Source organism: Gordonia sp. L191, from assembly GCF_030077625.1.
Lineage (GTDB): Bacteria > Actinomycetota > Actinomycetes > Mycobacteriales > Mycobacteriaceae > Gordonia > Gordonia polyisoprenivorans_A.
Window position 1 is genome coordinate 4332671 of sequence record NZ_CP125996.1, and the last position, 14324, is coordinate 4346994.

Sequence of the window (14324 nt, forward strand, 5' to 3'; positions counted from 1 at the left end):
AAGATAGACAACGCCGGTCTCGTCCGGTGACACACCGGGACAGGCGCGTGATCGCGTCCGATCGGCGATCACCGCGACCGCGATCCGCACCCCCGTGACCACCCCGCCCACCGACCAGAGACGGAGTGCGCCCCCTTGCTCACTGTGCTGATCGCCCTGGCACTGAGCGCGCTCGTGGCACCCGGGATCATCCGCTGGATCGGCACCAAGGGCTTCTACGTCGTCGCGCTCGCCCCGTTCGGCGGGCTGCTCTGGGTGCTGACGCATTGGCCGGATTCCGACCGCGCACCCGAGGTGCAGACGCTGCAGTGGGTGCCGTCGCTGCACATGAACATCGTGATGCGGATGGACTCGCTCGCGGCGATCCTGTCGGTGCTGATCCTCGGCGTCGGCACCCTGGTCCTCTGCTACTGCGCCCACTACTTCGACGACGCGCGACCACGCGTCGCGGTGTTCGGCGGCGAGATGGTCGCCTTCGCCGCAGCCATGTTCGGTCTCGTCACCAGCGACAACATGCTGGTCCTCTACATCTTCTGGGAACTGACGACCGTTCTGTCGTTCATGCTCGTCGGCTACTACCGCATCCGTGCGACCTCGCGGCGCTCGGCGACGCAGGCGCTGCTGGTGACCACGCTGGGCGGGTTGGCGATGCTCGTCGGCATCATCATGCTCGGCGAACGGACCGGCAGCTACCTGCTCAGCGATCTGCTCGCCCACCCGCCGGCCGCGGGTGTCTACGTCGAGGTCGCGGTGGTGCTGCTGCTCGTCGGCGCCCTGAGCAAGTCGGCGATCGTGCCGTTCCACTTCTGGCTGCCCGGCGCGATGGCCGCCCCCACCCCGGTCAGCGCCTACCTGCACGCCGCGGCGATGGTCAAGGCCGGCATCTATCTCATCGGTCGTCTCGCACCGGCGTTCGCACCGCTGCCGAGCTGGCAGATCATGGTCATCGGTCTCGGCTCGTTCACCATGCTCCTCGGCGGCTGGCGCTCGATGCGCGAACTCGACCTCAAACTCGTACTGGCCTTCGGCACCGTCTCCCAGCTCGGGTTCATGGCGGTGCTGATGGGTATGGGCGACGCGAACGTGGCGATGGCCGGCCTGGCGATGCTGGTCGCACACGCCCTGTTCAAGGCGTCGTTGTTCATGGTGGTCGGCATCATCGACCACGCCACCGGAACCCGTGACATCCGCAAACTGGCCCGCCTCGGCCACCGGCTGCCGGTCCTGGCGGCGATCGCCGCGGTGGCCGGGGCGAGCATGGCGGGGCTGCCGTTCACGCTCGGCTTCGTCGGCAAGGAGACAGCGTTCGGCACCGTCTGGGAGACCGGGTCGCTGCAACCATGGCAGGCCGAGACCGTCGACATCGTGTTGCTCGTCGGCTCGGTGATCACCTTCGCCTACACGTGCCGCTTCCTCTGGGGCGCGTTCGGACGCAAGGTCCGCAGGCTGCCGACCCGGGCGGTCGCCAAGATGCACCCCCCGTCGCCGATGTTCCTGCTGTCGCCGCTGCTGCTGGCCGCGCTGGGCGTCATCGCCGGATTCTGGAGCGGATGGCTCGGCCACTGGTTCGAGCCGTACGCCGCGTCGCTGCCCGCCTACGGCCACGAGCTCGAGCACCTCGCGATGTGGCACGGCTTCGGGTTGCCGGTGGTGTTCTCGGTCATCGTCGTACTCGGCGGTGCGGTGCTGTTCCTGGTGTTGCGGCGCCTGCGCGACGTGGTGTTCGGGTCGCGCCCGCTGATCAACGCCGACCGCATCTACGACGCCACCCTGCGTGGCGCCGACACGCTGTCGCTGTTGCTGACCCGCAACACCCAGCGCGGCTCGCTGCCGGTGACCCAGGGCGTCATCTTGTCGACGATGATCATCCTGCCCACCGTGATGCTGTTCCTCGGTAATCGGAACACCCTGCAGCCCAACGGTTTCGATTCGATGACCCAAGCCGTCATCGCGGTGATCATGGCGGCGGCGGCGCTGGCGACGGTGATCCTGCGCAACCGGCTGGCCGCGACCCTGGTGGTCGGGGTGACCGGTTACGGATGCGGCATGCTGTTCGCGCTGTACGGCGCCCCCGACCTCGCGCTCACCCAGTTCCTGGTGGAGACGCTGACGCTGGTGATCTTCGTGCTGGTGATCCGCAAACTGCCCGCCGAACCCGAACCGCGGCATGCGACCGGGTTCAAGCCGCTACGGGCGGCGATCGGTCTGGCGCTGGGTGTCTCGATCGTGCTGATCGGCATGTTCGCCGCCGCCGCGCGCTCGGCCCAGCCGGTCAGCATCTCCATCCCCGAGGTCGCCTACAAGTTCGGGCACGGCGCCAACGCCGTCAACGTGCTCCTCGTCGACACCCGCGCGTGGGACACCCTCGGCGAGGTGTCGGTGCTGATCGTCGCGGCCACCGGCGTCGCATCGTTGGTGTTCCGTAACCGCCGCTTCGGTGCGGCGCCGCGGGTGGCCGACGCCGCCCGGCACTTCGGAATCACCGATGACGACGACGATCCGATCCCGCCCGACCGCACGACGTGGTTGTTGGGCAGCGAGTTCCGCGACCCGCGCCATCGGTCGATGGTGCTCGAGGCGACCACCCGTCTCATCTTCCCGACGATGGTGGTGCTCTCGGTCTACTTCTTCTACGCCGGCCACAACTCGCCCGGCGGCGGCTTCGCCGGCGGCCTGACGATGGGCTTGGCGCTGGTGCTGCGGTATCTCGCGGGTGGGCGCTACGAGCTCGGTGAGGCGCTGCCGGTGGAACCGGGCACCTTCCTCGGCGCCGGCCTGCTCATCTCGGCGTCCACCGCGGTCACCTCGATGTTCCTCGGCGCCCCGGCCTTGTCGTCGGCGGTCTTCCAGATCACCGTGCCCGTCCTCGGCGACATCAAGTTCGTCACCGCGCTGTTCTTCGATCTCGGCATCTATCTGATCGTGATCGGCCTGGTGCTCGACGTGCTACGCAGTCTCGGCGCGCGCCTCGACGTCGAGACCGGTGCCGGTTTCCCGAGCGGACCACTGCGCCGCCAGGACGCCGGCGAGCGTTCCGGAGGTGCGGGCCGATGAGCGTCAACCTCGGCCTGCTCGTGGTCATCGCGATCATGATCGCCTGCGGCGCCTACCTGCTGATGGAACGCAGCCTGGTGCGAATGCTGCTGGGCCTGCTGGTCGCCGGCAACGGCGTCAACCTGCTGATCCTGGTGCTGGCCGGCGGCATGGGCAATCCGCCGATCATGGGCCGGTCCTCCGAAGCCCGCCCGCACGACGCCGATCCACTCGCCCAGGCGATGGTGCTCACCGCGATCGTCATCACGATGGGCGTGGCCGCGTTCATCCTCGCCATGGTCTACCGGCTGTTCGTACTCAACCGCGACGAGGACGTCGACGACGACACCGAGGACGTCAAGGTCGCCACCAGCTCGCTGCAGTCGGCACCGGACCGCGACCGCAGCGACGACCCGGTGACCGGCGCCGACACCAGTGCGGGTGACTTCTTCGACGACGAGGGCAACCCGCTCACCGAGGAGGAGTACATCGCGCTGCACCGCGAACGGATCGAGACCGACCTGATGCCCGAGGACGCCGACGTCGTCGACGAACTCGCCACCGATGTCGTCGACGTCATCGAGACCGGCGAGGCCTATGCGGAACCCGGCGCCGACGGCACGGACGACGCCGACGGTACGAACAAGCCCGAGGACTCCGACGGGGGGCGTTCGTGATCCCCCAGGTCTCGTGGTTCCCGGTGCTCATCACCCTGCCGACGCTGACGCCGATGCTCGCCGCGGCACTCACGTTGCTGCGCGGGCGCAACCCACTGTTCCAGCGGATCGTGACCGTCTCGGCGCTGATCGTGACACTCGTCGCGTCGTGCATGATGCTCTACCTCACCAATGCGCACGGCACCTACTCGCTGGCGATCGGCGGCTGGGACGACAAGGGACATCCGAACGGACCGTTCGGGATCACCCTCGTCGTCGATCAGCTCGCGGCGTTGATGCTGGTGGTGGCGACGCTGGTGCTGCTGTGCGTCGTCGTCTACGCGATCGGCCAGGGTATCCGCGACGGTGCGTCCGAACAGCCGGTGTCGGTGTTCCTGCCGACCTACCTGATCCTGTGTGCCGGGGTGTGCAATTCGTTCCTCGCCGGCGACCTGTTCAATCTGTTCGTCTCCTTCGAGGTGCTGCTCGCCGCGAGCTTCGTGTTGCTCACCCTCGGCGCCACCGGCGATCGTGTGCGGGCCGGCGCGTCGTACGTGATGGTGTCGATGGTGTCGTCGCTGATCTTCTTGGTGGGCATCGCCTTCGCCTACGCAACCACCGGCACACTCAACCTCGCCGAGATGGCGGTGCGCCTCGATCACGTGCCCGACGGCACCCGCAACGCGCTGTATGCGGTGCTACTCGTCGCCTTCGGGATCAAGGCCGCGGTGTTCCCGCTGTCGACGTGGCTGCCCGACTCCTACCCCACCGCACCGGCGCCGGTCACCGCGGTCTTCGCCGGCCTGCTCACCAAGGTCGGTGTGTACGCGATCATGCGCACCCACACCCTGCTGTTCCCCGGCGGATCGATGGATCCGATCCTGCTCGTCGCCGGTCTGCTGACGATGATCGTCGGCATCCTCGGTGCGATCGCACAGTCCGACATCAAGCGACTGCTGTCATTCACCCTCGTCAGCCACATCGGCTACATGGTGTTCGGTATCGCCCTGTCCTCCGAACTCGGGATGAGTGCGGCGATCTACTACGTCGCCCACCACATCCTGGTGCAGACGACGCTGTTCCTCGTCGTCGGACTCATCGAACGACAAGCGGGGTCGGCGTCGCTGCGCCGCCTCGGCGGGCTGATCGCCAGCCCGGTGCTGGCCGCCCTCTTCCTGATCCCGGCGCTCAATCTCGGTGGTATCCCGCCGTTCTCGGGCTTCCTGGGCAAGGTCGCACTCATCCAGGCGGGCACCGAGAACGGGTCGGTACTCGCGTGGGTGCTCGTCGCCGGGTCGGTCGTCACCAGCCTGCTCACCCTGTATGTGGTGGCCCGAATCTGGACCAAGGGATTCTGGCGTCCGCGCGCCGATGCCCCCGAGGGCGAGCTCTCCGACAGCGCACCGTCGGCACTGATCGACGAGAGCGCCGACATCGCCTTCGACGACCGCGAGGACGTCGGCCGCATGCCGATCACGATGGTCGTCCCGACCGCGCTCATGGTCGCCGCCGGGATCGCCCTGACCATCTGGGCCGGCCCGATCTTCGGATTCACCGACCGCGCGGCGACTGACATCATGAACCGCGACGTCTACATCGGATCGGTACTCGGGAGTGACCGATGAGTGAGAACCAGGAGAAACAGCCGAGTGAGAACAGGCCCGACCGCATCGCGCCGGTCAAACCCGTCGGCAAGGGGCCGGTCAAGCGTCTGCTGATCAACACCGCGCGCTACTCGGTGCTGTTCTTCGCGTGGACGACGGTCAGCGCGTGGGTGTGGCTGCACAACCGGCTGCGCATCCCGCGGTGGCTGGGCAACGACAGCCGCGAGGCCGCCGTCCGCCTGTGGTCGATCGCGTGGCTCACCTTTGTGTGGGTGTTGTTGTGGGGCACCGTGTCCTGGGCGAACATCATCGCCGGGATCGTGCTGGCCGTGGCGATCGGCGTGTTGCTGCCGCTGCCGCGGGTGCCCGTCGAGGGACGAATCCACCCGCTGACGGTGCTCGCGCTGGTCGGCCGGCTCATCGTCGACTTCTTCGTCTCCAGCGCGCAGGTGGCGTGGGTGGCCGTCCGCCCGGGCAAGCCTCCGCTCGGTGCGGTGATGCGGGTGCGTGTCGCGATCAAATCCGACATGGTGCTGACCTTGGCCGTGGACTACCTGAACCTGGTACCCGGCACGATGGTGCTCGAGATCGACCACCGCCGTCGCATGCTCTACGTCCACGTCTTCGACGTACGCTCGGACAAGAAGGTCCGGCAGTTCTACAAGCAGGTGTCCTACGTGGAGCGGATGTTCATCAAGGCCTTCGAGCGTGACAGCGAATGGCATCCGAGCCCGTATCACGGCATCGACGACGACTACCACCACGTGCGGCCCGCCGACCGCGCGAGCGCCCAGGGCCTCGGCGACGGGAGCAGCCGATGACCGTCGTGTGGTACTTCATCGCGATCGCGCTGCTCTTCTCCGCGGTGCTGGTGATGGCCCGAATCCTGTTGGGGCCCACCACCCTCGATCGACTGGTCGCACTCGACGCACTGATCGCGCTGTGCATGTGCGGACTGGCGGCGTGGACGGCCTACAGCGGTGACACGACGGTGGTGCCGGGCATCGTGGCGCTGTCGCTGGTGAGCTTCGTCGGGTCGGTGGCCATCGCCCGTTTCCGTGTTCGGGACGATCAAGCATGATCGCCGACATCGTCAGTGCCGTCTTCCTGACCATCGGAGCGCTCATGGCGGTCACCGCCGCGATCGGCATCCTGCGCTTCCCCGACACACTCTCGCGCATGCATTCGGCGACCAAACCCCAGACCCTGGGTCTGTTGATGATGCTGATCGGTGCGATGGTCAGCATCGGCGGCACGCACGTCGACATGGGCATGCTGGTGCTGGCCGGGCTGTTCGCGCTGATCACCGCGCCGGTGGTCGCCCACCGCATCGGCCGGCTCGTCTATCAGGAGCAGCGCGCCCAGGACGGGCTGATGTCGCGGGACCAGATGGAGCGCGGGGACCGGGACTAGCGGTTTGTAATCTGCCCGACGCCGGCTCGGCAATCACGTCGCCGTGCCGACCTCGTCGACGAGTGCGATCGCACGAGCCTCGGGAACACCCAACATCAGCAGACTCGTGATGGCGGCGGCCGCGGCGCCGTCCTCGGATGTGTCACCGTCGGCGATGGCAAACACGGCTCCGTAGGCGATCTGACTCAGCAGGCCCGCAGGCAGGTGCCGGGCAAAAACACCGGTGTCCTGGCCACGCCGGACGAGGTCGGCGAGCCGCTCGTCGATGGGTCCGAGCAAGGCGTGAATCGTCTCGCCGTATTCGCCGCGACGCAATGCCACCAGCACTCGGTACCGGTCCACCACCGGCCAGAGCCGGGACACGAATTGTGTCCACGCCGCATCCGCATCAACGGTGTCGACGTCGGCGAGCACGGCGACCATCTCGGTCACGGCACGTCCGGCGAGCGTCTGGACGAGTTCGACACGGGAAGGGAAATGTCCGTAGACCGTTCGTCGGACAACGCCTGCCGCCGTGGCGATCTCGCCCATTCCGGCATCTGGGTTGGCACCCAGCACGTCGAGTGCAACCAAGCCCGAGACCGTCGGGTTCGCGCTGGCGGATTCCCCTGCCGGACAGGCGACCTGGATCTACGAGAAGTTCCAATCCAAGACCGACAATCAGGGACTCGCCGAGGATGCCCTCGACATCGATGACATGCTCGACGTGATATCGCTCTACTGGCTCACCAATAGTGCGGCATCGTCCGGACGAATCTACTGGGAGAACGGTTCGGCCGGCTTCGCGGGCCCGACGCTGACACTGCCGGTCGCGGTGACCGTTTTCCCGCAGACATCCCACGCCTGCCTCGGACGTGGATCGAGGACACCTATCGCAGCCTCGTTCACTACGGCGAAGCCGAGCACGGAGGGCACTTTGCCGCGCTCGAACAACCCGAGATCCTGGTCCGAGAGATCCGTGCGGGGCTGCGCAGCCTACGTTCCTGACCCCGGGTTCAGGTGACGTATCACAGGCGGTCATCCACCCTCGATGCTCGTTCCATGTGGGCTCCGAGTCCGAATTCCGCTCTCCACCAATCACTTTCCCCATCGACCACGAGATCACACGCCATGCGTCCGAAGACCGGTGCGAGCTTGAACCCATGGCCCGACAATCCGGCGACGAAGACGACCCGCCCGGTGTCGTCGAAGTCAACGATCGGTACCCGATCCGCCGTGAACGCGTCATGGTGCTCACTCACACGTACCGGTTCCGGATTCATGTCGGGAAAGCACTCGTGTACGCGGGCGCCGAGAAGGGCACGCATCCGCGAATCGACTCCGGACGTCAGTTCTTCCGGCGTACGCGCCGCGGGCAGACCGACATGTCCGGGACTGACCTTCACGCTGTAGCCGTCCAGGCTGGGCGCGCCGAATAAATGCACATCTCCCACATCGCGCATGAATACGGGAAAGTGTTGCGGCGCATAATGATCGATGTCTCGAGGCATGAACCAGGCCAGCACGAGACGTTGCACCGTCAATAGGTCGGCCGTTGCCCCGACCAACCGCGACGCCCAGGATCCCGCCGATACCACCACGTGACGAGCGCGTACGTCACCGCTCATCGTCCGTACCGTCACCCCCGCGGCGTCGGGTTCGATGGCGAGCACCGGACTCCGATAGCGGATCTGGACGCCTCGTTCCTCTGCGAGCCGAAGGGCGTTCAGTACCGCCACTTCAGGGCGAATACCGCCGCCCTGGCTGTCGAGGATCGCCACGTCGTCGCCGCCCACAGCATGTTGCGGGTACTCGCGCCGCAGTTCGGAGTTGTCGAGCATCCGGTGCGGCAGATCGAAAGCCTCGATGGTGTCACGCGTCGCCTGCATCTCGGCACGGTCGGCCGGTCCCACACTCAGCGCCCCGACCGGCAGGAACATCTCCACGCCGGCTTCTTGCTGTAGTTGGTGCCACATGCGACGGGATTCGACGAGCAACGGGACGTAGAGCGGGCCCTCCTTGTAGGCGAGTCGGAACAGTCGCGACTCCCCGGCATACGAACCCTCGCCATGCGCGCGGCCGTGGTGCTCGATTCCCATCACCGACAGCCCCTCGCGCTGGGAAAGCTGCCACAGGGTCAGCGCGCCGACCGTTCCGGCGCCGATGACGGCAACGTCGACGTCGGCCCTCGGCGTGTGGTTGAACCGATCTCTCACGCGAGCACCGGTGTGTTCCACAGATTCAACGGGGTGCCGATGCCCAGAGATCCCGCCCGTTCGAGCACTCGCGTCGCCCACGCCACGTCCTCGACGGGCATCCCCCCGATGGAGAACAGCACGATCTCGTCGTCGCGACGAGCGACGTCACCGGCGGCGATGATCTTGCCGATGTCGTCGATGTCCTCCGGCGCAAGCGTGCCCTCGTGCACCAGGTCGGTGAAGTGACATCCGATGATGGCAATCGATTCGTATGTGGGATAGGGAAACTCCTCGGCCCACGCCTCATAGAGGCCGAGGTTGTCGACGACCTTGCGGACATCCGAGGCGAGCATCCCGTCGTCGACGCGCGCCGAGGAGGGCATGGCCAGAAACGCTCCCGGTTTGACCCACTCCCGCCGCAGTTCGGGGTAGTTGTCCCGGGTTCCGCCACTGGTGGTGCAGTAGGTGACAATGTCTGCACCACGCACCACGCTCTCGTTGTCGGGCATGATCTCGACGCGGATGTCGGGCAACTCCTTGGCCGCCCATTCCCGAAAAGCGTTCTCCCCGCGCGGGCTACGCCCCTTGATCCGCACCTCCTCGATACTAGGGCGGGCCACGACGAAGGACTGGAGCGCGGTACGCGCCATGACGCCTGGCCCGACGATCCCCACCGTCGTGGCTTCCGGGGCGGCAAAGAGCCGAGCGCCGACTCCCGGGACCGCTCCGGTCCGCATCGCGCTGAGCAGATTGGCGGACATGACGGCGCGGGGTGCCCCGGTGTCGACGTCGTTGAGCACGAACAGGTGAATGGAGCGTGGCAGCCCGGATGCCTTGTTCTCGATGTTGGAGCCGTACCATTTGACGCCCGCCGCACGGAATCGGCCGCCGAGGTAGGCGGGCATCGCCATGAATCTGCGGTCCTCGGTATTGCGTGGCATGCCCGCGAACTGCGGGTCATCGGGAAAGGCGACCATCGATCCGTGCGAGTCGGCATTCTTGCCCGCCATCCGATAGTCGCCGCGACCGAGGACGCCGAACATCTCCTCCATCGTGTCGACGCAGGCAGCCATGTCGGTGACGCCTGCGGCCACCATGTCCGGTTCCGACAGATAGACGAAGTCGATGGCGGTATCGCATATCGATTCGTGTGCAGCATCATTCGTGTTCATAACCGTCTCTCACTCAACTGTCCCACTTGTTCCGGCCGGTACGACGACCGGGGTACCCACCAGCCAGCCCCCGTCCACCGCGACGATCTCACCGCAGATATGGTCAGACAACGACGACGCGAGAAAGAGGACCGCGTCGGCGATGTGATCGGGACTCGCCCACTTTCCGTTCGGCGTCTGCCCCTCCAGCGCTGCCCGGATCTCCGGCGGGTAAATGGCGGTCATCTCGGTCTCCACGAAGCCGGGAGCAACTCCGTTGACGTTGATTCCCTGTGCACCGTAATCGATTCCGACTTGCCGCGTGAAGTTGACGATGGCCGCCTTGCTGGCACAATAGGCAGCGAAACCCGGATTGGCACGCAGGCCGCTGATAGAAGCGACGTTGATGATCTTGCCGCCGCTACCTTCATCGAGCATCGCGCGCAACGCGGCTCGGGTACAGAAGAAGGTGCCGTCCACGTTGATCGCGAACTGGTTGCGCCATACCTCGTCGGTGGTCTCGGTTGCACTGCCCGCGTGCAACACTCCCGCGTTGTTGACGAGGATGTCGATCCCCCGGTCCGCGGCAATCCGCTCGAAGACCGCGTCGACCTGCGCCGAGTCGGAGACGTCGAGTTCGTAGGAGACAGCGGTGCCCCCGGATCTGCGGATCTGGCCGGAGCACGATTCGGTCTCAGGCGTCTTCCAGTCGGTGCGGTCGAGAATCGCCACGGACGCACCCGCCTGCGCCAGTCGGAGTGCGCACGCACGTCCGATGCCGCGGGAGCCGCCGGTAACCACGGCGCTCTTTCCCTTCAGGTCAATCACTTTCACTCCTGTCACGTGGTCTTGACGGTGGGGGTGTCGTGGCTCGCCATGCACAACTCGGGATGCCGGTCGTGCCACGGTCGTACCGTCGCAAACGCCTGCGCGGCAGCCAGCGCATCTCCGTCGGCACGATGCCGGGCCGCGATCTGTAGTCCCACGGGCCGTCCGTCGGCAGTGAAACCAGCCGGAACGGTGATGGCCGGCGAGGTGAGCAGGTTGTAGGGATAGGTCAACAACCAGCCGAGCAGCTGCGAGCGAAGTGGCCTTCCGGACAACCATTCCGGGGCGAACCGATCGAGCCGGAAGGTGGCGGTCGCCAGAGTCGGCGACACCAGCAGGTCATAGGTCTGCATGAACTCGGTGAATGTGTCGTACATCCGTGACCGGAATGCCTGTGCGCGACCGATCTGTTCTGCGGTGAGTGTCTTGGCCTGCTGATGGATCTCGATGAGCTGGTCGTCGACCTGACCACGGAGATCAGCCCAGTCTGTGAACAGGTCGTTGTCCGCGGCGAAACCGGGTACCCAAATGCCTTCCCACATGGCCTGTTCCGGCTGACCCCAAGCCGGTGTGTCCTCAATGACGGTGGCACCGAGTTTGGCGAACGCCTCGACTGCATCCCGACAGAGCGCGGCGACCTCGGGATCGACGTAGCCGATGTGCAGATCCGCAGAGTACGCGACACGTAGACCGGCCATCGATCGCCCCAAATGCGACACATACGAACAGTTCTCGGTGGTCAGGCTCATTGGGTCGCTCGGATCGAAACCACTCATCACGTCGAGCATCAACGCCGCATCGGCCGGGGTGCGTGCAATCGGTCCGTGAAAGACCCACGTTTCGAACTTGGTCTGCAAGAGCGAGTGGGGAATTCGTCCCAACGACGGCTTGAAACCGACCACCCCGCACATCGCGGCCGGGATGCGAACCGATCCCGCGCCGTCGGCGCCCTCGGCGATCGGCACCATTCCCGCGGCGACGGCTGCAGCCGACCCGCCGGACGAACCGCCGGCGGAGAATCCTCGTTTCCACGGGTTGTGCGTGGCCCCGTACAGGTGACCGTCGGTGCCGCCGTAGTAGCCGGCCTCGGGGGCGTTGGTCAAGCCGGTGAACAACCCGCCCGCTTCCTTCATCCTCTGTACGACCACTGCGTCTTCCGCGCCGATCTCGTCGGCGAACGGCTTCATCGCGTGTGTGGCTGGCAAACCACCGACCGCCGTCAACGATTTGATGGCAAAGGGCACGCCATGAAGTGGGCCGAGTGGCGCGCCCGCGGCCTGGAGTGCGTCGAGACGGTTGGCGTCATCGATGATCTGCCGGCGGTCGTAGTGCACATAGGCATTCAGCGCCGGATTGAGGGCTTCGATGCGGCCACAGGCCGCTTCGGCCACCTCGAGTGCGGTGAGTTGTCCCGCGGCAATCTCTTCGGCGATGTCGGTGGCGGTCATCCAGGCGTAGCGATCGACGTCCATGGTGGTCTCCGTATCTGACGGGGAGGATGGGAAAGTCACGGATGGGCGGGCGCACGAAGTACGCCTCACCCGCCCATCCGGTCACTCTGTGGGACTTGACTGATCGGCCGAGAGGTCAGCCGGCCTCGCCCGCCCCCACGGGCTTTCGGGGCTCGACGACCTGCTCGATGTCGCCGGTGGAACTCGGATGGGCCGGATCATGCTGTGCTGCAGTCGGCTCTGCCGAATCGGAGGGAACCCGTGCGGCCACCCGGAACATCTCTTCCACCCGCGCACGCTCGTCCGCGGAGTGCCCGGTCAGCGCGGACACGATCAGGAAGACTCCGAGATTGACTGCCAAGCCAACGATTCCACCAGTGATGCTGCCGAGTGCTGAGATGTCGTCGGGGAATACCAGTGTGAGCACGCCGGCGATGACGAATCCGGAGACCATGCCCCAGATGGCTCCGTGGCGATTACCGCCACGCCAGAATATGCCGAGAAACAACGGCACCGACAACTGGATGATGCCCTGGTAAGAGATCTGCGCGAGCAACTGCAGCCGATCGAAGTTGAATGTGAGGAAGGCGATCGCAGCAGCCAGCAGCATGTAGATCACCATGCTGGTCTTGGCGATGACGGTGAGTTGGTGATCCGACAACGGCCGCCTCCTGATGGTGGCGATGATGTCGTTGGACACCTGCAGCCCCGCGACCTGCACGCTGGCATCGGTGTGCCCCATCTGCGCGGCGAACACGATGACCACAGCGAGTCCGAGCATCCAGGTGCCGCCGAACTGGTCCATGATCGTGAACCACGCGGACTGCGGGTCGGTAACCACTTCGGGAATGCTCACCGCGGCGATGCCGACGAGCATGAGAATGGTGTAGAAGGTCGCCGAGATCACAATCGTTGCCAGCGTTCCCTTCTTGACGGTCCGGACGCTGGATGCGGTGTAGATGCGCTGGAAACTGGTGGGCCAGCACAGTGATCCGATCACACCGGTGAAGATCAGCGCGAAGATGTACCAGGGGCCATAGCTGCCGCCGTCGCCGGGCATCGCCAGGAACTTGTCGGAAACCGATGCCAGGTCGCCCCAGCTGATCGGGCTTCCGAATGCTCCGGTGAGCATGATGATGCCGACCAGCGACGAGACTCCGTAGGCGACGATGCCCTGGAACATGTCGGTCATGATCAGACCGCGCATCCCCATCTGGACGGTCCAGATCTGCCGGATCAGGATGACCACCAGGCCCACGATGAGCGATGCCACCACAGACCATGCTCCGCCGCTTGCGATTTCGAAGAGTTCCCCCAGTGCCTGCATACCCAGCACCACCCACGGGAACAGCGACACCACACCGATGATGCTGGCAATCACGCGCACGGCCTGCGAACCGTAACGCACTCGCAGCAGATCCGGTTGGGTACGGAGGTCGTATACCTTGCCCCAGCGCCACGCCCGGGTCGCCATGAGGTACATGAAGGCCACACCCAGCGTCGAATACGCAAGGGCATACATACCGAACACACCGGCGCCGGCGGCCAGCCCGAAGAACGCGATGAAAGTCGACCCGGGCCACCACGAGTTGACGTAAGACATTGCCACGAACCATGTTCCATAGCTCCGTCCGCCTACCGAGTATTCGTCGAAGGTCGGCTGTGACTTCTGTTTGGTCAGATACAGGATTCCGACAACCACCGCGTAGAACGCGAGGAGCATTCCCAACATGATTGCCATCAGCTGTCCGCCTCCCCGCGAATGTTTTCCACGATGTAGAGCGCGGAAAGACTGATGCCGACGAGCGCAGCGTTGAGGATCCAGTAGAGGATCGACCACGGGACGCCGAAGATGATGGGACCGCGAGTACCGCTGGCACTCAGATAAAGTGGCGGGAACAGCGCCATGAGCAGAGCGAAGGCGTAAACAATGCCGAACGTCACATTTATCGTTTTCCGGTCAAGGCTCTTGATGAAGTGAGACAACGTGCGGCTCCTTTCTTCGATTGGG

Annotated in this window: 13 protein-coding genes; 6 read left to right on the plus strand and 7 right to left on the minus strand. The window is 65.5% G+C overall.

From position 1 onward, the window contains the following. Positions 1–135: 135 nt before the first annotated feature. The 6 genes from QNM97_RS19590 to mnhG are packed head-to-tail and all read left to right on the plus strand — an operon-like array spanning position 136 to position 6706. On the plus strand, positions 136–3054 hold the full coding sequence (locus QNM97_RS19590) for a Na+/H+ antiporter subunit A (RefSeq protein WP_283819939.1): 2919 nt from the start codon (positions 136–138) through the stop codon (positions 3052–3054). Further along, entirely contained in the window at positions 3051–3710 is a 660-nt protein-coding gene (locus QNM97_RS19595) for a Na(+)/H(+) antiporter subunit C (protein ID WP_283819940.1), read from the plus strand. The genes QNM97_RS19590 and QNM97_RS19595 overlap by 4 nt, the downstream gene beginning before the upstream one ends. Next, positions 3707–5314: a Na+/H+ antiporter subunit D gene (locus tag QNM97_RS19600; protein WP_208794120.1), complete on the plus strand. Its 1608-nt coding sequence runs from the start codon at positions 3707–3709 to the stop codon at positions 5312–5314. Before QNM97_RS19595 ends, QNM97_RS19600 begins: the two co-directional genes overlap by 4 nt. Next, complete coding sequence (locus QNM97_RS19605; protein ID WP_283819941.1) at positions 5311–6114, plus strand: Na+/H+ antiporter subunit E; 804 nt, start codon at positions 5311–5313, stop codon at positions 6112–6114. The genes QNM97_RS19600 and QNM97_RS19605 overlap by 4 nt, the downstream gene beginning before the upstream one ends. Further along, positions 6111–6374 (plus strand): monovalent cation/H+ antiporter complex subunit F, encoded by a 264-nt coding sequence (locus QNM97_RS19610; protein WP_283819942.1) that lies wholly within the window; start codon positions 6111–6113, stop codon positions 6372–6374. The genes QNM97_RS19605 and QNM97_RS19610 overlap by 4 nt, the downstream gene beginning before the upstream one ends. Continuing rightward, positions 6371–6706: a monovalent cation/H(+) antiporter subunit G gene (gene mnhG / locus QNM97_RS19615; protein WP_006372425.1), complete on the plus strand. Its 336-nt coding sequence runs from the start codon at positions 6371–6373 to the stop codon at positions 6704–6706. The genes QNM97_RS19610 and mnhG overlap by 4 nt, the downstream gene beginning before the upstream one ends. Before the next feature lie 33 nt (positions 6707–6739). On the opposite strand, the gene QNM97_RS19620 is transcribed toward mnhG, so the two are convergent. The 7 genes from QNM97_RS19620 to QNM97_RS19650 form a co-directional block, all read right to left on the minus strand. Continuing rightward, the gene (locus QNM97_RS19620; protein ID WP_283819943.1) at positions 6740–7279 is read right to left on the minus strand and encodes a TetR/AcrR family transcriptional regulator; all 540 of its coding nucleotides are present in this window, start codon (positions 7277–7279) and stop codon (positions 6740–6742) included. 434 nt (positions 7280–7713) lie between these two features. Beyond that, positions 7714–8901 (minus strand): N-methyl-L-tryptophan oxidase, encoded by a 1188-nt coding sequence (gene solA / locus QNM97_RS19625; protein ID WP_283819944.1) that lies wholly within the window; start codon positions 8899–8901, stop codon positions 7714–7716. Further along, the gene (locus QNM97_RS19630; RefSeq protein WP_283819945.1) at positions 8898–10055 is read right to left on the minus strand and encodes a tyramine oxidase subunit B; all 1158 of its coding nucleotides are present in this window, start codon (positions 10053–10055) and stop codon (positions 8898–8900) included. Before QNM97_RS19630 ends, solA begins: the two co-directional genes overlap by 4 nt. Before the next feature lie 9 nt (positions 10056–10064). Next, the gene (locus tag QNM97_RS19635; RefSeq protein WP_283819946.1) at positions 10065–10862 is read right to left on the minus strand and encodes an SDR family NAD(P)-dependent oxidoreductase; all 798 of its coding nucleotides are present in this window, start codon (positions 10860–10862) and stop codon (positions 10065–10067) included. 11 nt (positions 10863–10873) lie between these two features. Further along, the gene (locus QNM97_RS19640) at positions 10874–12334 is read right to left on the minus strand and encodes an amidase (protein ID WP_283819947.1); all 1461 of its coding nucleotides are present in this window, start codon (positions 12332–12334) and stop codon (positions 10874–10876) included. A gap of 115 nt (positions 12335–12449) precedes the next feature. Beyond that, complete coding sequence (locus QNM97_RS19645; protein ID WP_283819948.1) at positions 12450–14054, minus strand: sodium:solute symporter family protein; 1605 nt, start codon at positions 14052–14054, stop codon at positions 12450–12452. After that, a complete protein-coding gene (locus tag QNM97_RS19650) occupies positions 14054–14299 on the minus strand; it encodes a hypothetical protein (protein ID WP_283819949.1) in 246 nt (81 codons plus the stop codon). The genes QNM97_RS19645 and QNM97_RS19650 overlap by 1 nt, the downstream gene beginning before the upstream one ends. Positions 14300–14324 lie beyond the last annotated feature (25 nt).